Origin of the sequence: Nonomuraea cavernae (assembly GCF_040655715.1) — a bacterium.
GTDB classification, from domain to species: Bacteria; Actinomycetota; Actinomycetes; order Streptosporangiales; family Streptosporangiaceae; genus Nonomuraea; species Nonomuraea cavernae_A.
The window spans coordinates 56,696-75,584 of the sequence record NZ_JBFAKL010000026.1 but is presented as its reverse complement, the minus strand read 5'-3'; the positions used below and the strand labels follow the sequence as shown (position 1 = coordinate 75,584).

Here is an 18,889-nt window from a genome sequence, read left to right as displayed (position 1 = left end):
GTCAGTCGTGCGGTGACACGGCCTCGCCGTAACCCGGTGGTGTGCTGACCGGGGCCGGGCTCAGCGGGGGAGCGCCATGGCCGGCCGGCGGGTGCGTCCGGGTGGGCACGGCCGAGTAGGGCATGGCGGGTGTCACGAAGGAGCGGCCGGCCACCGCCGTGGGACTCGCCGCCGGACTCCTCGTAAGGCCGGCCGTCGGAACGGCCGTGGGCTTCGGCGTGCGGGCCGGGCGAGTGGCCGCCGGGCCGACGTCGGCCGACGGGCGGGTGGCCGCCGGGCTGGCGCCGGTCCTGAGCGACGGCCGCGCGCTGTGGGACGGGCGCGTCACGGGCGGCCGGGTGGTGACGCCCGTGGCCCGCACCCTGACTTTCCCGGTGGACAGGGTCGTCGCGGGCTGGGCCGGCCGATCACCGGCCTGAGCGGGGAGGCTGACCGGGGACAGTGAGGTGACCGGCGGCCGGTCGCCGCCCAGGATCGCGGCGGCGGCCAGCATGAGGCCGCCGGCCAGCACGCCGGCGACCATCAGAACACGCCCGTGCCGCTCCGAGTCGCTCACAGCCGCCGATGATAGTGACCCCGCGCGACCACTCGGGCGGCTCTGGGCGAATCGTGATCAAGGCGATCATCCTCGGGCGGCCCTCAGCACGCGCACAGCAGGCCCCGCAGGGCGGTCTCCAGGCAGAGGCCGGTGTGGACCGGGGACGGCCACGGGAAGCGGATCAGGGAGTCGTCCGTGCGCACCGTCGCGCCGTAGCGGTCGAGCTCCCACAGCCACACCTCGCCGGCGTCCTCGCCCAGGTGCCGGGTCACCCCGCCGGAGAGCTGCGGCCGGTGCGCGTCGTTGATGTGGGCCAGCACGCGCTCGGCCGTCTCGGCCAGCGGATCGGGCACCGCGTCGAGGTAGTCGTCGGCGTCGAGCACCCCCGACTCCTGCCCGGTCAGGTAGACCACCTGGCCCACGTCCAGCCGCAGCAACCGGGGCGCGCCCGGCTCGCCGTACCTCTCCAGCGCGTCGAACAGGGCCTCGTCGGGGCAGTGCGACGACACCGAGACCGCCGCGGCGCGCGCCTGCTCGAAGGGCACCGCCTGAGCCCAGCCCTGCACCTCGATCATCGCCCGTGGATGCTCGATCTCGCCGAGGCGGCGCATGGCGGTCAGGTTGACCGCGACGACGGCGTCGTCGCACAGCCCGTGCAACGGCTCCCCCGGCCGCACCAGCAGGACCGGACGGCCGAGTTCGTCGACCCCGCCCTGGGCGGGGGCGGGCGTGCCGTCGACGGACAGCCGGGCGACGCAGGCGGTCGTGGCGAGCGTGCGGATCCGCTCGGGGATCGGCAGCATGGGCGCCTCCTTGAGACGGCGGAAGACAATAGGTTAGGCTTACCTAAGTAAGGATTACCTAATCACATGGAGGTCAACGTGCGCTACACCGGTCCCAAGGTGAGGCTGTCGCGCCGCGCGGGTGTGCCGCTGACCAGGAAAGCCGTCCGCCACTTCGAGCAGCGGCCCTACCCGCCGGGCGAGCACGGCCGCAAGACCAACCGCCGCGCCATGGGCGACTACGGCACGCGCCTGCTGGAGAAGCAGAAGCTGCGCTGGTACTACGACGTGTCGGAGCGGCAGTTGCGGCGCTACTGGGACCTGGCCGTGCGCAGGCCCGGCGCCTCGGGCGCCGAGCTCGTCTCCCTGCTGGAGACGCGGCTCGCCTCCCTGGTGCTGCGGGCCGGCCTGGCGCCGTCGATCTACGCGGCCCGCCAGTACGTGACGCACGGCCACATCACCGTCGACGGTCGCAAGGTGGACATCCCGAGCTACCTGGTGAAGCCCGGCCAGGTCGTCTCGGTGCGTGAGAGGTCGCGCCGGATGCAGCCGTTCGTGGCCGCCGCCGAGGGCGTGCACGCCGATGAGCGGATCGCGCCCTACCTGTCCGTCGACCACGCCGACCTGCGGTTCACGCTGACGAGCAAGCCCGAGCGCGACCAGATCGCCGTCCCGGTGGACGAGCAGCTCGTCGTCGAGCACTACTCACGCTGACCAGCCCCCGTTGACAGCCCCGTTGACCGGCCCCCGTTGACCGGGGACTCCCTCCGACGGGGGGAGCCCCCGGTGGCACTCGTGGGCGGTGAAGGCCTACTCCATGGCCTTCTCCCGGCGCAGCTCGTTGATCTCCGCGCGAAGCGCGGCCAGCTCGGCCAGGATCAGCCGGGTCGAGGCGGCCGAGGTGTCCTCCAGCTCGGCCAGCTCGGCCCGCTCCAGAGCCGATTCCTCCTCCATGGCGCTCACCACGACCGCCATGAACAGATTGAGCACCACGAACGTGCAGATCAGGATGAAGATGGTGAAGAAGATCCAGGCCGACGGGTGCTCCTGCATCACGTCTCTGGCGATGTTGCCCCAGTCGTCGCCGGTCATCGTCTGGTAGAGGGTGAACAGCGAGGTCGGCAGGCTGCCGAAGCGCTCCGGCACGGCCTCGCCGTACATCTTGGTGGCCATCACGGCGGCCACGTACAGCACCAGGGAGAGCAGCACCACGATCGAGCTCATCCCGGGCATCGCGCGCAGCAGGGCGGAGACCACGCGGCGCAGGCTGGGCACGACCGACAGCAGGCGCAGCACCCGCAGGATGCGCAGCGACCGCAGCACCGACAGCCCGCCGGTCGTGGACAGCAGCGCGATGCCGACGATCGCGGTGTCGAAGACGTTCCAGGGGTCGCGTAAGAAGCGGGCCCGTTCGACGTAGATCTTGGCCAGCAGCTCCGTGACGAAGATGTAGAGCGCCACGTGGTCGATCACCCAGAGCACGTCGCCGTAGCGCACGACGACCGAGGGGACCGTCTCCAGGCCGAGGGTGGCCGCGTTGATCAGGATGACGCCGATGATGAACTGCTGGAAACGCCGATGGTTGATGAAGGCGCGGATGCGCTCACGCACAGGGGTGGGCTCCTCAGGACGGATGCGTTGCCCCACCATGATGGCGCAGATGATCACACCGTCATCAAGTGTCCCGCAACCACCCGTCAAGGGATGCCCTGTGGTATAAAAACCGCCTGAACACCGATAAGCGAGGGGCCGAACGCAGATGTCTTATCCCAATTACGGCCCTTCCTACTACGGTCCGCCGCCCCAGACGCATCCCAACGGCACCACGATCCTGGTGCTGGGCATCCTGAGCCTGGTCGTCTGCGGGCTCGTCGGGCCGTTCGCCTGGTCGATGGGCAACAAGGCGCTGCGCGAGATCGACGGCAGCGGCTACGTCTACGAGAACCGCGGCATGGTGCAGGCGGGGCGCGTCTGCGGCATCGTCAGCACCTGCCTGTTCCTGGCCGTGATCGGCTTCTACGTGCTCATGTTCGTGGTCTTCGGCGGCGCCGCCATGATGGGCGGCCTGGACTAGCGGCCGGCGGCCGTAGTCGCCGATCCCCCTCTCCAGCAGGTCGAACACGGCTTCGGCCTGCTCGCGCAGCTCCGGTCTGATCTGCGTCCAGCTCTCGCCCGCCGGTCTCCGTCCCAGGGGGTGCCTGGCCGTCGGGACCCGGGAGAACGCCTGAGCCCGGGTCAGCCGGCGCTCCTGGCCCGGCGCCGGAGCGCGGCGACGATGCCGGCCGGGTCGATGGTCCCGTAGCCGTAGTCGTAGTCGAAGCCCACCTCGCTGCGGTCGTCGGCGGTGCGCCGCAGCAGCGAGCGCAGCTGCGACGGCGACAGCCGCGTGGCGGGCCACCGGGTGCGGACCGCGGCGACCAGGCCGGCCGCGACCGGCGTCGCCGCCGACGTGCCCGAGTCGGCCTCGTCGTCGCCGAACGCCCTGGAGCCCGAGAAGTGCGTATAGGCGCAGAAATCGGGCTTGCGCGCGGTCAGCCGTCCCGGCCCCTGCGAGGAGTAGCCGACCCGGCCGCCGTTGACGTCGACGCCGCCCACCGACAGGGCCTTGGGATGTGAGTTGGCCCCGACGATCGGCCGGTCGGGATAGGCGCACCGGCCGTCGCGGCAATCGCGCCCGCAGTTGCCCGCCGCGAACAGCACGTCGGCGCCCGCCCGGTCGAGCTCGGCCACCATCAGGTTGAACGGGTGTGCCGCGTTGTCGGAGTAGTTGCCCGGATGCCCGACCGGGAAGTCCCATTCGGGGGAGAACGACCCCCACGAGTTGGAGACCACCAGCGCCCTGGACTCCTCGGGTTGCGCGTCGAGCACCCCGCGCAGGTGCGCGAACGCCGCCACGGCGTCGGACAGCAGCCCGTCGAGCGCCGAGCCACCGGGCCGGGTGGACAGCAGCACCGGGACATCGATCACGGACGCCCGGGGCGCCCCGATGAGGGTGTCGAAGGCGCACATCGTGCCGTGGTCGACCTCGAACTCGCCCGGCCGGCCGGGGACGCCCGGCGGAATCCAGCTCCGCCGGGCGTCGAGCTCGACGCTCCGGCCGAGTTGCCGGGTGACGTGCGCGGTGTTGACGCCGGTGTCGAGGACGGCCACGGCCACCCCCGCGCCGTCGAGCCCCTCGGCGCCCAGGCCGGCGACGTCGAGCAGCCGCTCGACGTCGTGCCAGTCGCCGACCGGCGAGTCGCCTCCGCAGGTCAGCGAGGACCCGATGACCGGGTCGGCGAACACCCCGGCCACATCGGGGCGCAGCGTCTGCAGCAGGGTCACCCGGGTGGCGAGCTCGTCGTCGGAGATCGTGCCCCGCACCAGCACCGAGGCGTCCTCGGCGGCCAGCGAGAAGTCGAGCGGCTGGTTGAGGGAGAGCGGGTCGCCGCCCGCCGCCGGGATCGGCCGGGGCACGGCGACCGGGGCGAACCCGGCGTCGAGCTCGACCCCGGGCAGGCCGTCGGCGACGTCGGCCGTGGTGACCGCGCGGGCCGGATCGATGACGGCCGCGACCAGGTCGGGGGAGGGGCGGAGCTGGATCAGGACCCGCATGAGTCACCACCGGTCATGTGGAGGGAACGAACCTCACCACATTCCTCCATCCGCACGGGCGCGTCCAGCGGTTCATCAGGGATGTGACCTGCTGTGACACCTCAATTCGGACAGAAGTGCTCGATGACCGTTCCCGAGCGTCAGGCTTCCGTGTTCCGGGTCCTTTCACTACGGTGAGTGCCCATGACGCTCCAGGCCCAGCAGGCGGTCACAGTCGGCACCGGAGGCCACTGGCTGGCGGTGCGCCCGAGACTCATCCTCGCCAGCGCCTTCATGCTCTTCCTGGAGCTGGCGCTGATCCGGTGGACCGGGTCCAACATCGTGCACCTGAGCTACTTCACCAACTTCGTGCTGCTCGGCTCGTTCCTCGGCATCGGGCTCGGGTTCCTGCGCGTGGGCAGGTCCAAGCGCCAGCCCTACTACTCGCCCGTGGTGCTGTTCGGCCTGGTGATCGTCGTCCTGACGTTCCCCGTCACCGTCGACCGCGACACCGAGGGCGTCCTCTACTGGACGAGCCTGGCGACCACCGGGCCGCCCGCCTGGCTCATCCTGCCGGTGATCTTCTGCGCGGCGGCGCTGGTCCTCATGGGCCCGGCCGAGCTGGTCGGCCGCTGCTTCCCCGAGCTGCCGCGGCTGGAGGCCTACCGCTACGACCTGATCGGCAGCCTCACCGGCATCGCCGCGTTCACCGCCCTGTCGTTCCTGAGCGCGCCGCCCCTCTTCTGGGGGCTCATCGCCGCCGTCGCCTACGCGCTGCTGCTCGTGCCCCGGCCGCTCGTCACCTACCTCGGCTTCGTGGTGGTGCCGTCGCTGGCCGTCGTGGGGCTGCTGCTGGCCGAGACGCTCACCGCCGGCGCCCTGTGGTCGCCCTACTACAAGGTGACCTTCCGGCAGTTCGAGCAGCTCGGCGTGCCGGTGACCGACATCGCCGTCAACGGCATCCCGCACCAGCAGGCCGTGCCCGCCGCCGCCCGCCTGGAATGGGAGCGGCAGTACGGCCTGCCGTACGAACGCGTCACCAGCCCGCCGAAGGACGTGCTCATCGTCGGCGCGGGCAGCGGCACCGACGTCGCGATCGCGCTGTCCAAGGGCGCCGGCCACGTCGACGCCGTCGAGATCGACCCCAAGCTGCGCGAGCTCGGCGGCTCCACCCACCCCGACCACCCCTACGACGACCCTCGCGTGACCACGCACGTCACCGACGGCCGGGCCTTCCTCGAACGCACCCCCCGGAAGTACGACCTGATCCTGTTCGCGCTGCCCGACTCGCTCACGCTCGTCTCGGGAGCCAGCTCGCTGCGGCTGGAGAGCTACCTGTTCACCGAGGAGGCGATGCGGGCGGCCCGCGCCCACCTCAAACCCGGCGGCGCGTTCTCGATGTACAACTACTACCGGGAGACCTGGCTGGTCGACCGGCTCGCCTCCACCGTGCAGAGCGCCTTCGGCCACAAGCCGTGCGTCGACGTGGTGAGCACCGCCGGGCAGCAGGCCGTCATCACGGCCGGCTTCACCCCCGAGGCTCAGCGCTGCGCCACGCCCTGGGCCGGGGCCGCGGCCGGCACGCCGCCGCCCGCGCTCGACGACCGGCCCTTCCTCTACCTCAAGGACGGCGACATCCCGCCGATCTACCTCATCACGCTCGGCCTGATCCTCGCGGTCAGCCTGCTGGCCGTGCGCGTCGTGGCCGGCCCCTACCGGCGGATGCGCCCGTACGCCGACCTGTTCCTGCTCGGCGTGGCCTTCATGCTGCTGGAGGCCAAGAGCGTGACCGGGTTCGCGCTGCTGTTCGGCACCACGTGGGTGGTCAACGCGATCGTGTTCGCCGGGGTGCTCGTGGCCGTCCTCGCCGCGGTCGAGGTGACCCGCCGCTTCCGCACCCCGCCTCTGCCGGTCATGTACGCCGTGCTTCTCGGCGGGCTGCTGCTGGCCTGGCTGGTGCCCAACACCTGGTTGCTGTCGCTGCCGTTGCCGCTGCGGGCGGTGGCCGCCGTGACGGTGGCGTTCCTGCCGATCTTCGCGGCGAACGTGGTGTTCGCCAAGCGCTTCGCCGAGACGGCCGACGCGACGACCTCGTTCGGGGCCAACCTGCTGGGCGCGATGGTGGGCGGGTGCCTGGAGTACCTCGCCCTGGTCATCGGCTACCAGGGGCTGCTGATCGTGGCCGCCGTCCTCTACCTGGGCGCCCTCGCCCTGCTGCCCCGCAGGCCGGCCCTGGCCTGACCGGCCTTCGTCTGACCGGCCTTGCTCTGATCGGCCCTCGTCTGACCGGCCCTCGTCTGATCGGCCTTCGTCTGACCGGTCAGAGGCCGCAGAGTTCGTCCAGGGACTCGCTGGTCTTCTGGCCGTTGCGGGTCGGGGTCTGGCTGGGCACGGCGGCCTGCGTCCGGGTCGCCGTGGGCGCGGCCGAGGGGCTCCCCGGCGAGGCCGTCACGTCGGCCGTACGGGCCCGGCGGGGCTTGAGGGAATCGGAGATGGCCTTCGCCGACGCGCGGCGGATCTTGGCCCAGTCGGCCGCGCCCGGCCAGAACTCCGGCGGGACGAACTGTGTGCTGGTGATCCTGGCGTCCTTCACCTGCAGGGCCAGGGCGACCAGCGGCTTCACGAGGGGCTGTGGGATGTTGGTCCGCGCCATGCGCTGCGTGGCGCCGGCGATCTTGGTGAAGTTCAGCAGGATCTTGTCAGGGGTGGCCTGCTTCGCGAACGCGCCGATGACGCAGCGCTGCCGGCTCATGCGCGAGAAGTCGTCACTGTTGACGCGGGAGCGGCCGTACCACAGGGCCTCCTCGCCCGACAGCCTGCGGGTGCCGGCCCTGATCGTGCCCGCGGTGCCGAACGTGCCGCCCCACTTGACGTCCTGCTCGACGTGGATCCTGAGGCCGCCGATGGCGTCCACGAGGTCCGCGAAGCCGTACATGTTCATCAGGACGTAGTAGTCGATCTTGAGGCCCAGCGTGTGGCCGATGGCGTCCATCAGCGCGCGCGGGCCCCTGTTGTGGCCGCCCATGATGTCCGGGTGCTCGTTGGCGTACTGCCAGACCTCGTTGAGCAGCCCACCGTTGGGGAGCTCGGCCATGAAGCCATTGGGGAACTGCTTGTGCAGCGGAGAGGTCTGCGGGAAGCGTACGTGCTGCAGGTTGCGCGGCAGGCTGAAGAGCACCGTGTTGCCGGTCTTGATGTGCACGCTGGCGACGTTCATGCTGTCGGTCCGCACTCCGGTGCGGTTGCCCGCCGCGTCACCGCCGACCAGCAGGAAGTTCACCCGTTCCTTGCCGTTCCACGGATCCTCCTCCTTGATCGGGGCGACGTCCGGGTCGCCGGTCCCGCTGGAGAAGATCCGGTGGATCGTGCTCCGCGTTTCCAGCACTCCGCCGGCCGCGAAGGCGAAGGGGGCCATCACGATCACGCACAGCACGCCGACCGCGATGCCCGAGACGATCTGGCCCTGCTGGTTGAGCCGGTTGGGGTTGAGCGCCACGTACGTGGTCACCAGCAGGGCGAACCAGGCCAGCGCGCCCAGCGAGGTGAGCGTGATGACCGTCACCAAGGTGCCGTCACCGACGAGGTCGGCGAGGTTCTGCTTGTTGCGGGTCAGCGCGAAGGCCAGCGCGGCGAGCAGCAGCACCCCGTACACGCTGAGCAGCGCCAGCCCCGTGCGACGGTGGCCGGCGCGCAGGTGGCCGGCGCCGGGCGCGATGGCGGACAGGGCGGTCCAGCCGAGGATGGATCCGGCGTTGAGCGGCTTGGCGAAGCGGGGTGCCACACCGGCCCGGCCCGGGCGCGCACCGGTCTGGGGCTCGGTCTGCTGCCCGGCCTGAGGGCGGATCTGAGGGCCGGTCTGAGGCCCGGTTTGAGGCCCGGTCTGGGGGCCGGGTCGCGCTCCGGTCTGGGGCCTGGTCTGGCGGCCGGGTCGCGGCCCGGCCTGAGGCCCGGGTTGAGGACCGGGTTGAGGACCGGGCCGCGCGGCTGGTGGACCGGGTTCGGTGGGGGGAGGCGCCGGGGTGCCGGGCTCGCCGCCCGACGCCGTACGAGGACGGCGTGAGGAGCGTCGTTTCCGGCCCCCTGGCGTGGTGCCCGCACCTTCGCCCTTGCTCACACCGGCTCCTAACGCCTGCCAGGCAAAACTCGGTTCTGCTCCCCGTTTGAGCACAAGATTGCCAGGATTCTAGTCCCCATATAGGGACATCAAAGACATGTGCCCAACCTGAGATGAACTCCTGGCAGCCCTCAGGAGGTCGTCGAGGAGGGCGCCATCCAGGTGTTGCACTGGTACGTCTGGTTCTTCTCCCAGCCCTGTCTGAACCATCGGTTGTTGTTCACCATGGAGCCGTGGTCTCGCGGATGGCCGGGTTGGTCGCCCAACCGGCTGTAGAACCAGAACAGGCGGCTGCGGTTGGCCGGACCGATCGGGTAGGACGTGGCCACCGACCGCATCCACATGGCGCCGAAACAGGTCGCCTGGAGTTCCAGCCTTCTGCTGAGTGCCAGCTTCCCGCTCTTGCTGCCCGACTCCAGTGTCCGCGACCACCAGGAGTTCATCAGGCCCGACAGGTTCTGCACGTGGTGGCCGTACTCGTGGGCCATCATGCTGATGATCCCGCCGTTCCACGTGATGATCTGGCCGTAGCCGAGGGCGTTGCCGTTGCCCTTGGACATGGCCGTGGTGGAGGCGTAGATCGTGTTGTTGCGCGGGCAGTAGTACGGCACCATGGAGCCCGCCGACGGGTAGTCGCCGCAGGCCCCCCTGCCGCTCCGCTGCGCGATCGCGTAGCCCGGCGGGCTGAAGTCGATGCCCTGCTCCCGCAGGATCGGCCCCCACGCTCGGTCCATGCACTTACCCGTCTTCAGGATCAGCGCCTTGAGCTGGGCGTGGCTGAAGATGTTCGCGTTGCCGGCCCGGCAGCCGACCCTGGCCAGCGTGCCCGCCCGGTAGAGCGTGTTGTTCTTCAGGCTCGTGTCGAGCGTGACCTGCTTGGGCGGGGTGACCGTGGTGTCCTGCGTCGGCCGCCGGGTCGGCTCGCCGGTCGCGTCGTCGTCGCCCTGGCTCGGCCGCTCGCTCGGCCGCTCGTCCGGCGTGTAGGTGGGGACGGCGATCGGGGTGGTGGTCTCCGACCGGGAGGAGTCCTTGAACGCCACCGAGCCGATCACGATCAGCACGAACAGCGCTGCCATCGAGCCGAACACGACCCCGAGAATCCCGGCCGCCCCCATGCCGGACTTCCTGCGCGGGGGCGGCGGCCACTGCCCATAGGGCCCGTGCATGGGCGGCGGGGGCGGCGACGGCCGGCGCGGGGGCGGCCATCCCTGAGGAGGCGGGGGCGGCGGCTGCTGCGGGTAGGGCATCCCCCGATGCCCGGGTAAGGGCTGCTGGTACGGCGGGCCCTGCGGCTGCTGCGGATAGGGCTGCTGGTACGGCGGCGCCTGCGACGCCGGCGGATAGGGATGCTGGTAGGGCGGCCCCTGGGGCTGGGGTGAGCGAGGTAGCCCGTGCGCCGGAGGAGGCCAGGGGAGCGACGGTGGCCGCTGGGGCTGTCCGGGCTCCGGTGGCGGAGGTGGATGTTGCCCGTTGCCTGTCACCGTGTCGCCCCCTGTGATCGGTTGTCCGTATTAAGCGACTTGTGTGATCGCTTCCCGGACCTTTGTCAAATTTGGGGCAGAAGCATACTGATTTATCACCCGTCACGGATGTGACAGCGCTCGGTTACAGTCCGAAATCATTCGAGGTGATCTCCGCTATGTTCCCCACCGCGCGGCAGGCGTTGTCCTAGCTTCTTTGGCATGAACCTCCAGCAGCTCCGCTACGTGGTCGCGACTGCGGAGCACCGCACCATGACTGACGCGGCCAGGTCGCTCTACATCGCGCAGCCTGCGCTTTCGCGCGCGATCCGGGATCTGGAACGCGAGCTCGGCATGACGCTCTTCGCCCGGTCGGGACGTGGCGTCGTGGTCACCGCACAGGGCCGCCGCGTGGTCAAACTCGCCCGGGAGGCACTCGACGCCGTACGCGAGATCGAGGGCCTGGCCAACCACACCGGATCGGCGGAGGCGGAGCTGCGCATCGCCTCCACCCCGAGCCTGGAGCCCGGCCTCGCCGGGCGGCTGCTGCCCGCCTACGCGGCCGAGCATCCCGGGGTCCGCGTCCACATCGTGCGCTGCGAGGGCCGTGAGGCCGTCGTCAGCGCCATCAGGGAGCAGCGGGCCGATCTCGGGCTGACCGACCTGCCGGTGCCCACCGATCTCGTCACCCACCCGCTCGAACGCCAGGAGATCGTGCTGATCTCCCCGCCCGGCCTCGAACTGCCCAATCCCGTGCCCATGGGCCGGCTCGACGGCATGCGCCTGGCCCTGCCCGCCCGCGGCAGCGTCCGGCGCAGGGAGCTCGACGCGATGTTCGGCAAGTACGCCGTCAACCCCGTGGTCGTGCTCGAGACCGACGAACGCAACGGCTGGCTCAAGGCCGCGCGCAGCGGTCAGGCCTCCCTGCTGTGGTATCGCGGCATGGCCGAGCAGGCGGGCAGGGCGGGCCTCGTGGTGCGCTCGCTCGATCCGGCCGTGCGGCGCGTCATCGCCGTGGTGCACGCCCGCCGTCGCCTGCCGCTGATCGCCCAGGACTTCCTGTCCACCGCGGAGAAGGGCACCGCCGCCTGACCGCTCGGCCGCGGCCGCGCCGCTCTCTCCTCACACCACGCCCCGCCATGTGGGGCCGCGCGACCCGTTCCCCGTACGAGGCCCGCCATCGGCGCGCGCTCGCCCCGCCGTACCGCGTCGCGGACGGCGCGGTACGCTCGCCGATGATGAGCACTCTGCGCCTGCGTGGCCGGGAGTTCGGCCCGGGGGAGCACGCCGTGATGGCCGTGGTCAACCGCACGCCCGACTCCTTCTTCGACAAGGGCCGCACCTACGGCTTCGACGCCGCGATCGAGGCGGTGGACCGGGCGGTCGAGGGCGGCGCCGACATCGTCGACATCGGCGGCGTCAAGGCCGGTCCCGGCGACGAGGTCGACGCCCGCGAGGAGATCCGCCGCGTCGCCGACCTGGTCGAGGCCGTCCGTGAGCGGCATCCCCGGCTGCTCGTCAGCGTCGACACCTGGCGTGCCGAGGTCGGCGAGGTGGTCGCCAGGGCCGGCGCCGACCTGCTCAACGACACCTGGGGCGGCGTCGACCCCGGCCTGGCCGAGGTGGCCGCCAGGCACGGCATCGGGCTGGTCTGCGCGCACGCCGGTCGGGTCCGGCCCCGCACCCGACCGCACCGCATCGCCTACACCGACGTGGTGGCCGACGTCGTCTCCTACACCACCGCCCTGGCCGAGAAGGCCGTCGCCGCCGGGGTGCCGCGCGAGTCGATTCTCATCGACCCGGCCCACGACTTCGGCAAGAACACCTTCCACTCGCTGGAGGTCAGCCGCCGGCTCGGCGAGATGACCGCCACCGGCTGGCCGGTGCTGGTCGCCGTGTCCAACAAGGACTTCGTCGGCGAGACGCTGGGCGGGTTGCCGGTCGAGCGGCGGCACGCGGGCACGATCGCCACCCTGGCGATCTCCGCCCTGCTCGGCGCGCGGGTCTTCCGCGTGCACGACGCGGCCTCGGCCACGGCGGCGCTCGCGGAGCTGGCCCGCCTCACCTGACCGGCGCCCGCCTCACCTGCGCGGCCTCATCCGTGCGGCCTCACCCGTGCGGACGCACCCGCACCTGAGGCCGGTCGACCCGGACCTGAGCGGGCTCACCTGGCCACGGGCAGCCGCACCACGGCGCGCAGCCCCGGCCCGGCGTCCTCCAGGGTCACCACGCCGCCGTGCGCGCGCACGGTCTCGCGGACGATCGCCAGGCCCAGCCCGGCGCCGCCCTCGTCGCGGCTGCGTCCCGAGTCGAGCCGGGTGAACCGGTTGAACACCCGCTCCCGGTCCTCCTCCGGGATGCCCGGACCGTCGTCGGTCACGGTCAGCACCCCGTCGGCGGTCAGCGCCACCTCCACCTTGGACGAGGTGTGCCGTACGGCGTTGTCCACCAGGTTGGTCAGCACCCGGCTCAGGTCGAGCGCGTCACCCCGGACCAGCACCGGGTCGCACACGGTCAGCCTGACCTCGCCGTGGCGCTCGGCGCTCTGCCGGACCACCTCGTCGAGGTGGACCGGCTCGTTCCTGGCGGGCACGCCGCCGCGCTCGTCGAGGCGGGCCAGCGCGAGCAGGTCCTCGGCCAGCCGCGACAGCCGCATCGCGTCCTCCAGCACGCCCTCGGCGGTCTCCGGCCAGTCCTGCCCCTCCGGATGGCCGAGCGCCACCTCCAGCTGCAGCCGGATGCTGGCCAGCGGGCTGCGCAGCTCGTGGGCGGCGTCGGAGACCAGCGCGCGCTGGCGCTGCTCGGCCTCCTCCAGCCGGGCCAGCATGCCGTTGAGCGTGGTCGCCAGCCAGTGCACCTCGTCGCGCGACTCGGGCACCGGCAGCCGGCGCGACCTGGCCGTGTGCGTGATCTCCGCCGCGCCCCGGCGCAGCGCGGTGATCGGGCGCAGCGTCCGGCCGATGATCAGCCAGCTGGCCACGGCCAGCAGCACGATCAGCAGCGGTGTGCCCACGAACAGCACCCTGGTGGCCGTATCGAGACTGGTCTGGATCTCGCCCACCGGCCGGGCGGCGATCACCGTCTGCCCGTGGTCGGCGCGGAGCACCACCACCCGCAGCGGCCCCGGGATCGCGTAGGGCCGGCCGTCGGCGAACGTCGCGCTGCCCTCGCGCAGCACCCGCTCCCTGTCGTGGTCGCCGAGCAGGGGCACCAGCCGGTCGGCGCCGTAGGTGACGTGCGTGATGCGGCCCGCGGCGTCGATCACCTGCACGATCGTGCCGTCGTGGGTGGTGATCGGGGTGGTCAGCGTGCCCGCGTCGGCCTGCACCCGTACGGTCTGGGCCTGCTCGCGCGTCGAGTCGTCGACCGTGTCGATCAGGGTCCGGTCGAGCACGGTGAGCAGCACCGACGCAGACACGGCCAGGGCCAGGGCGAGCACCGTGGCGGCCACCACGGTCAGCCTGAACCTCAGCCCCTGCCGCCGCCACCAGGCATAGGGGGAGTCAGCCACCGTCGCCGGCCAGCCGGTAGCCCGCGCCGCGCACGGTCTGCAGGGAGTTGCGGCCGAACGGGACGTCGATCTTGCGCCGCAGGTAGCCGACGTACACCTCGACCACATTGGGATCGGTGTCGAAGGTGTCCCAGACGTGCTCCAGGATGTCGGTCTTCGACACGACCTCCTCCCGCCTGCGCAGCAGGTATTCGAGCAGCGCGAACTCCCGGGGCGTCAGCTCGATCGGGCTCTCGCCGCGCAGCACCCTGCGCCGGGCCGGGTCGAGCGACAGGTCGCCCGCCGCCAGCACCGCCGGCCGCCGCCCGGAGTCGCGCCGCAGCAGCGCGCGCAGCCTGGCCACCAGCACCACGTAGGAGAACGGCTTGGTCAGGTAGTCGTCGGCGCCCAGGTCGAGCCCGTCGGCCATGTCGTACTCGCCGTCCTTGGCCGACAGCATCAGGATCGGCACCCAGTTCTCCTCGGCGCGCAGCTGCTTGCACACGTTGTAGCCGGACAGCCGGGGCAGCATGATGTCGAGCACCACCACGTCGTAGTCGCCGTGCCTGGCCTCGTGCAGCCCCTGCTCGCCGTCGTGGGCGAGGTCGACGGAGAAGCCCTCGGCCCGCAGCCCCCGCTGCAACGCGGCCGCCATCCGCCTCTCGTCCTCGACGACAAGTACTCTCATGCCCCGATCCTCCCGCTCCCGCCCTGAGACGACGCTGAGAAGGCTGAGAGGGGTCTCAGGCTGTCTCAGGTTCGCCTAAGGATGCATCACGCAGGCTGTGGTCATCGACATACCGTTAAGGAGTGAGATGCGAAAAGGCACGTTCGTGAGGTGGGGGGTCCCGATCGCCGCCGCCGCCGTGATCGGAGCCGCGATCGGCGCGGGCCCTGTCGTCGCCGCGGTCAGTGGCGATCCGGCGCTGCCCGAGCGTTCGGCGCAGCAACTGCTCGCCGACGCCGTGACCGCCGTCGAGAGAACCGGCGGCCCGCTGCCGATGTCCGGCACCGTCCGGCAGACCGCGTCACTCGGCCTGCCCGCGCTGCCCCAGATGGGCGGCGAGTCCCCCCTCGCCCTGCTGTCGGGCTCGCACGAGGTGAAGGTCTGGTACGGCGCGCAGGACAAGCTCAGGGTGGCGATGCCGACCCATATGAACGAGACCAACCTCATCGTCAACGGCGACGAGGCCTGGTATTGGGACAGCGACGGCAACACCGCCACCAGGGTCAAGGTCAAGACGGGCGGCTGGACGCACGAATCGGCCACGCGCATGCCCACGCCGTCCGATCTGACCCCGCAGGCCGCGGCGGCGAAGGTGCTGGCCGAGGCCGACGAGCACACCGCGATCGGCGTCACCAACACCGCCGCGGTGGCGGGCCGTCCCGCCTACCAGCTGGTGCTGCGGCCGAAGGCCGAGACCTCGCTGGTGCAGGAGGTGCGCCTGGCGCTCGACGGCGAGACCTACGTCCCGCTGCGGGTGCAGGTGTACGCCAAGGGCTCGGCCGAGCCGGCCTTCGAGGTGGGCTTCACCCAGGTGACGTTCACCCCGCCCGCCGAGGAGAACTTCACCTTCACCCCGCCCGCCGGGGCCAAGGTGCAGGAGCGGTCCCTCGGCGAGGAGGTCGCCGGCAAGGCCGGCGAGCACACTGGCGAGCACACCGGGGACGCCAAGGACCTGAAGGTCGTCGGTGAGGGCTGGGGCGCCGTGGCGGAGGTCCCGATGCCGGACCTCGGCTCGCCGGCCGAGGCGTCCGGCGGCCAGGGCGACGCGGCGGAGGCCGGCGCGCTCCTGGACGGCGTGCTCAAGTCCGCCACCCCGGTGAGCGGGACGTGGGGCTCGGGCAAGCTGATCACCACCAAGCTGGTCACGGTCCTGCTGACCGACGACGGCCGCCTGCTGGCCGGCGCGGTCACTCCGGAGGAGATCGTCCGGGTGGCGGGCACCAAGTGACCGCCATGACGCGCGAAGCGGGGGCGCCCTTCGGGGCGGCCCCGCCCTCCGCCGAGGCCGCCATCGTCACGCGCGGCCTGACCAAGCGCTTCCGCGGCGGCCAGGTCGCGGTCGACTCCCTCGACCTCGACGTGCCGCGCGGATCGGTCTACGGCTTCCTCGGGCCCAACGGCTCGGGCAAGACCACGACCATCCGGATGCTGCTCGGCCTCGTCGCGCCCACCGCCGGCGAGCACACCCTGCTCGGCCTGCCGCTGGCCGGCGCGCTGCCGAGGGTGGGGGCGCTGGTCGAGGGCCCCGCCTTCTACCCCTACCTGTCGGGCGAGGCCAACCTGCGCCGCTTCGACGCCGCCGACCCCACCGCCTCCGGCGCCACCGTCAGGCGGCGCGTCGGCGAGGCGCTCGACCGGGTCGGACTCGGCGCCGCGGCGGGCAAGCGTTACCGCAACTACTCGCTCGGCATGCGCCAGCGCCTGGCCATCGCCGCGGCCCTGCTCGGGCCGCGCGAGCTGCTCGTCCTCGACGAGCCGACCAACGGGCTCGACCCGCAGGGCACCCGCGAGGTACGCGCGCTGGTCAAGGAGATCGCCGCCGACGGCACCACCGTCTTCGTCTCCTCGCACCTGCTGGCCGAGGTCGAGCAGATGTGCACCCATGCCGCGATCATGAGTACCGGCCGGCTGGTCGGGCAGGGCACGATCGCCTCGCTCAGCGGCGGCCAGGTCAGCCGCGTCAGGATCGAGACGCCCGACACGGCCGACGCCGCGCGGGTGCTCGCCACGCTCGGCCTGGCCGACGTGCGCGCCATGGACGGGGAGGTCACGGCCGAGCTCGGCGGCCAGGCGCCCGAGCGGGTCAACGCCGCGCTGGTCGGCGAGGGCGTCGCCGTGCGGGGGCTCGCGGTCGTACGGCCGAGCCTGGAGGACGTGTTCGTCGGACTGACGGGAGAGGGATTCGATGTCGACGGCTGAGACGCGGACGCGCAGGACACCGGGGCTCGTACCGGTGGCCGAGACCCTGCGCACCACCGAGCGCCGGCCGCCCGAGCCGTCGCCGCGCGCGGTGCTGCCGGAGCGCGCCCCCTGGGCGTTCTGGCGGCTGCTCGGCTCCGAGCTGGGCCTGACCTTCCGCCGCCCGCGCAACCTGTGGATGCTCGCGGTGCTGGCCGGCGTGCCCGTCGTCATGGGGGTGGCGCTGCGGCTCGTCGCGGCCGACGCGGAGATGGGCGGGATCGTGACGTCGGTCGCGGGCAACAGCCTCATGCTGACGTTCGCGTCGCTGTCGTTCCTCGTCGTGCTGCTGATGCCGGTCGCGGTCGCCATGGTCGCGGGCGACGCGATCGCCGGCGAGGCGGGCACCGGGACGCTGCGCTACCTGCTGGCGGCTCCCGCCGGGCGCACCCGGCTGCTGGTGGTCAAGTACCTCAACGCGGTGGTCTTCTCCTTCGCCGTGACCGCCGTGGTGGCGCTGGCCGCGCTGGCGACCGGGCTGATCATGTTCCCGGTCGGGCCGGTGACGCTGCTGTCGGGCACCACCGTGTCGATGGCCGAGGGGCTGCTGCGGATCCTGATCAGCGTCGGTTACGTCGGCGCCGGGATGGCCGCGCTGGCCGCGGTCGCGCTGGCGCTGTCGACGTTCACCGAGGTGTCCATCGGGGCGGTCGCGGGCACCGTGGTCATCGTCATCGTCTCGCAGGTGCTGCGCGCCATCCCGCAGTTCGACGGCCTGGCCGACTACCTGCTGCCGGCGCGCTGGACGGGTTTCGACGGGGCGCTGCGCAGCCCGATCGACTTCGGCGCCATGTCGGAGGGGCTGCTCACGTTCGGCGCCTACATCGTGCTGTCCGCTTCCGTGGCCTGGGCGCGTTTCTCCGGCAAGGACATCACCTCCTGACGGGTGCCCCTGGTACTGGACGTTTCCTCCCGACCTGTCCGGATAGGGGAGTCCTGGCCAACGAAACCACGACAGAGAGGCACCCGACATGGGAACCGACGACAAGTTCGCGCACAAGGCCGAGGAGCTCAAGGGCCGGGCCAAGGAGAACGTGGGAGACCTCACCGACGACGAGCGGCTTCAGGCCGAGGGCCGCGCCGAGCAGACCAAGGGCGGCATCAAGCAGGCGGGTGAGAAGGTCAAGGACGCCGGCAAAAAGGTCAAGGACACCTTCAAGAAGTGAGGCAGGCACCGCGGACGGCGGGCGCCCCGGCCGGGCGCCCGCCGTCCGTCTGTCATGCCGAGCGCCGGCGCAGCGCGAGGGCGGCCACCACGAGGCCGATCAAGCCCAGCGCGAGCCCGGCGCCGCCCAGCACGCGAGCGGTGCCGTCGGAGGCGGCCGTGACCGTGGCCACCCGCGTCATCTGGGGCGCCGCGCCGGCCGTGGCCGAGACGGCCGCCGTGGCCCCCTCCTTGGCGGCGGGCGTGAGCTTCAGCAGCGGGGCGGGGTGCCCGGCTTCGGTGCCGTCGGTCTTGGGCGCCTCGGACCAGTCGACGACCTCGCCGCCGGAGTAGGTCTGCTTGGTCGGGAAGAGCAACTGGTCGACGCCCTCGGGCAGGCGGCCCATGGACACCTCGAACTCCTGGAACTCACCCTTGCCGATCTTGCCGCCTTCCCAGACGACCTTGCTGACCGACTCGGTGAGCTCGCCGTACTCGGTCTTGACCGGCGAGGGCAGCTTGCTCTCGGTGACCTTGACGCTCCACCCCGGCACCGGCTTGACCGAGACGAACGCCAGCGGGTGCTCGATGGGGAAGGAGACCTCGATCTTCACGGTCGAGGCGTCGTCGCGCTCGTTGGGCACCCGGAAGGCGACCTTGGTGAACCCGCCCTGCTCGGCGGTGCCCGGGTTGATGGTGACGTGGGCGAGGGCGGGCAGCGAGAGGCCGATGGTGACGGCGGTGGCGGCGGCGAGCACCGTCGCGGCACGGCGAACGAAGGACATGGCGAATCTCCACTTGACTGGTTGAGGAAGTAACGGGG

At 71.8% G+C, this 18,889-nt stretch carries 18 protein-coding genes; 9 read left to right on the top strand and 9 right to left on the bottom strand.

Translation table 11 applies throughout. The features are described from left to right. Position 1: 1 nt before the first annotated feature. Both AB0I38_RS31020 and AB0I38_RS31015 read right to left on the bottom strand, forming a co-directional pair. Positions 2 to 556, bottom strand: coding sequence for a hypothetical protein (locus tag AB0I38_RS31020; protein ID WP_358487004.1), 555 nt, complete (start codon positions 554 to 556; stop codon positions 2 to 4). 83 nt (positions 557 to 639) lie between these two features. Further along, positions 640 to 1,341, bottom strand: coding sequence for a DUF2470 domain-containing protein (locus AB0I38_RS31015; RefSeq protein ID WP_358486999.1), 702 nt, complete (start codon positions 1,339 to 1,341; stop codon positions 640 to 642). Positions 1,342 to 1,419: 78 nt separating this feature from the next. On the opposite strand from AB0I38_RS31015, the gene rpsD reads away from it, so the two are divergent. Continuing rightward, complete coding sequence (gene rpsD, locus AB0I38_RS31010) at positions 1,420 to 2,034, top strand: 30S ribosomal protein S4 (protein WP_358487419.1); 615 nt, start codon at positions 1,420 to 1,422, stop codon at positions 2,032 to 2,034. A 96-nt stretch (positions 2,035 to 2,130) separates the two neighbouring features. On the opposite strand, the gene AB0I38_RS31005 is transcribed toward rpsD, so the two are convergent. Beyond that, on the bottom strand, positions 2,131 to 2,931 hold the full coding sequence (locus AB0I38_RS31005) for an ion transporter (RefSeq protein ID WP_358486993.1): 801 nt from the start codon (positions 2,929 to 2,931) through the stop codon (positions 2,131 to 2,133). Between the two features lie 148 nt (positions 2,932 to 3,079). Between AB0I38_RS31005 and AB0I38_RS31000 the strand changes: the two genes are divergently transcribed. Continuing rightward, entirely contained in the window at positions 3,080 to 3,394 is a 315-nt protein-coding gene (locus AB0I38_RS31000; protein WP_358486984.1) for a DUF4190 domain-containing protein, read from the top strand. 161 nt (positions 3,395 to 3,555) lie between these two features. Here AB0I38_RS31000 and AB0I38_RS30995 read toward each other — a convergent pair whose 3' ends face one another. Beyond that, on the bottom strand, positions 3,556 to 4,914 hold the full coding sequence (locus tag AB0I38_RS30995; RefSeq protein ID WP_358486977.1) for a S8 family peptidase: 1,359 nt from the start codon (positions 4,912 to 4,914) through the stop codon (positions 3,556 to 3,558). Positions 4,915 to 5,097: 183 nt separating this feature from the next. Between AB0I38_RS30995 and AB0I38_RS30990 the strand changes: the two genes are divergently transcribed. Further along, on the top strand, positions 5,098 to 7,134 hold the full coding sequence (locus AB0I38_RS30990) for a spermidine synthase (protein WP_358486972.1): 2,037 nt from the start codon (positions 5,098 to 5,100) through the stop codon (positions 7,132 to 7,134). Between the two features lie 79 nt (positions 7,135 to 7,213). Here AB0I38_RS30990 and AB0I38_RS30985 read toward each other — a convergent pair whose 3' ends face one another. Beyond that, the gene (locus AB0I38_RS30985) at positions 7,214 to 8,674 is read right to left on the bottom strand and encodes an LCP family protein (RefSeq protein ID WP_358486967.1); all 1,461 of its coding nucleotides are present in this window, start codon (positions 8,672 to 8,674) and stop codon (positions 7,214 to 7,216) included. 464 nt (positions 8,675 to 9,138) lie between these two features. After that, entirely contained in the window at positions 9,139 to 10,173 is a 1,035-nt protein-coding gene (locus tag AB0I38_RS30980) for a neutral zinc metallopeptidase (RefSeq protein WP_358486956.1), read from the bottom strand. A gap of 516 nt (positions 10,174 to 10,689) precedes the next feature. Between AB0I38_RS30980 and AB0I38_RS30975 the strand changes: the two genes are divergently transcribed. Both AB0I38_RS30975 and folP read left to right on the top strand, forming a co-directional pair. Beyond that, entirely contained in the window at positions 10,690 to 11,559 is an 870-nt protein-coding gene (locus AB0I38_RS30975) for a LysR family transcriptional regulator (RefSeq protein WP_358486953.1), read from the top strand. Between the two features lie 146 nt (positions 11,560 to 11,705). After that, positions 11,706 to 12,536 carry a dihydropteroate synthase gene (folP, locus tag AB0I38_RS30970; protein ID WP_358487404.1) on the top strand — a complete coding sequence of 277 codons (831 nt, stop codon included), beginning with the start codon at positions 11,706 to 11,708 and terminating at the stop codon, positions 12,534 to 12,536. Between the two features lie 95 nt (positions 12,537 to 12,631). Here the strand turns inward: folP and AB0I38_RS30965 are convergent, their stop codons facing one another. Together AB0I38_RS30965 and AB0I38_RS30960 are read right to left on the bottom strand one after the other, a co-directional pair. Further along, positions 12,632 to 13,978: a sensor histidine kinase gene (locus AB0I38_RS30965; RefSeq protein WP_358486950.1), complete on the bottom strand. Its 1,347-nt coding sequence runs from the start codon at positions 13,976 to 13,978 to the stop codon at positions 12,632 to 12,634. Next, positions 13,971 to 14,645, bottom strand: coding sequence for a response regulator transcription factor (locus tag AB0I38_RS30960; protein WP_189125443.1), 675 nt, complete (start codon positions 14,643 to 14,645; stop codon positions 13,971 to 13,973). The genes AB0I38_RS30965 and AB0I38_RS30960 overlap by 8 nt, the downstream gene beginning before the upstream one ends. 127 nt (positions 14,646 to 14,772) lie before the next feature. On the opposite strand from AB0I38_RS30960, the gene AB0I38_RS30955 reads away from it, so the two are divergent. The 4 genes from AB0I38_RS30955 to AB0I38_RS30940 all read left to right on the top strand — a co-directional run bounded on the left by AB0I38_RS30955 (position 14,773) and on the right by AB0I38_RS30940 (position 18,088). Beyond that, entirely contained in the window at positions 14,773 to 15,912 is a 1,140-nt protein-coding gene (locus AB0I38_RS30955; protein WP_358486940.1) for a LolA family protein, read from the top strand. A gap of 5 nt (positions 15,913 to 15,917) precedes the next feature. Beyond that, positions 15,918 to 16,883: an ABC transporter ATP-binding protein gene (locus tag AB0I38_RS30950; RefSeq protein ID WP_358486936.1), complete on the top strand. Its 966-nt coding sequence runs from the start codon at positions 15,918 to 15,920 to the stop codon at positions 16,881 to 16,883. Further along, entirely contained in the window at positions 16,870 to 17,805 is a 936-nt protein-coding gene (locus tag AB0I38_RS30945; RefSeq protein WP_358486931.1) for an ABC transporter permease, read from the top strand. Before AB0I38_RS30950 ends, AB0I38_RS30945 begins: the two co-directional genes overlap by 14 nt. Positions 17,806 to 17,893: 88 nt before the next feature. Beyond that, on the top strand, positions 17,894 to 18,088 hold the full coding sequence (locus AB0I38_RS30940; RefSeq protein WP_358486922.1) for a CsbD family protein: 195 nt from the start codon (positions 17,894 to 17,896) through the stop codon (positions 18,086 to 18,088). Positions 18,089 to 18,140: 52 nt separating this feature from the next. On the opposite strand, the gene AB0I38_RS30935 is transcribed toward AB0I38_RS30940, so the two are convergent. Next, entirely contained in the window at positions 18,141 to 18,851 is a 711-nt protein-coding gene (locus tag AB0I38_RS30935) for a YcnI family copper-binding membrane protein (RefSeq protein WP_358486916.1), read from the bottom strand. Between the last annotated feature and the right edge of the window lie 38 nt (positions 18,852 to 18,889).

Coding starts and splice junctions, on each gene's coding strand:
- AB0I38_RS30935 (WP_358486916.1), bottom strand. CDS start 18,851: ATGTCCTTCGTTCGCCGTGCCGCGACGGTGCTCGCCGCCGCCACCGCC.
- AB0I38_RS31000 (WP_358486984.1), top strand. CDS start 3,080: ATGTCTTATCCCAATTACGGCCCTTCCTACTACGGTCCGCCGCCCCAG.
- AB0I38_RS30990 (WP_358486972.1), top strand. CDS start 5,098: ATGACGCTCCAGGCCCAGCAGGCGGTCACAGTCGGCACCGGAGGCCAC.
- AB0I38_RS30995 (WP_358486977.1), bottom strand. CDS start 4,914: ATGCGGGTCCTGATCCAGCTCCGCCCCTCCCCCGACCTGGTCGCGGCC.
- AB0I38_RS30955 (WP_358486940.1), top strand. CDS start 14,773: ATGCGAAAAGGCACGTTCGTGAGGTGGGGGGTCCCGATCGCCGCCGCC.
- AB0I38_RS30940 (WP_358486922.1), top strand. CDS start 17,894: ATGGGAACCGACGACAAGTTCGCGCACAAGGCCGAGGAGCTCAAGGGC.
- AB0I38_RS30960 (WP_189125443.1), bottom strand. CDS start 14,645: ATGAGAGTACTTGTCGTCGAGGACGAGAGGCGGATGGCGGCCGCGTTG.
- AB0I38_RS30945 (WP_358486931.1), top strand. CDS start 16,870: ATGTCGACGGCTGAGACGCGGACGCGCAGGACACCGGGGCTCGTACCG.
- folP (WP_358487404.1), top strand. CDS start 11,706: ATGAGCACTCTGCGCCTGCGTGGCCGGGAGTTCGGCCCGGGGGAGCAC.
- AB0I38_RS30975 (WP_358486953.1), top strand. CDS start 10,690: ATGAACCTCCAGCAGCTCCGCTACGTGGTCGCGACTGCGGAGCACCGC.
- AB0I38_RS30980 (WP_358486956.1), bottom strand. CDS start 10,173: ATGCACGGGCCCTATGGGCAGTGGCCGCCGCCCCCGCGCAGGAAGTCC.
- AB0I38_RS31015 (WP_358486999.1), bottom strand. CDS start 1,341: ATGCTGCCGATCCCCGAGCGGATCCGCACGCTCGCCACGACCGCCTGC.
- AB0I38_RS30950 (WP_358486936.1), top strand. CDS start 15,918: ATGACGCGCGAAGCGGGGGCGCCCTTCGGGGCGGCCCCGCCCTCCGCC.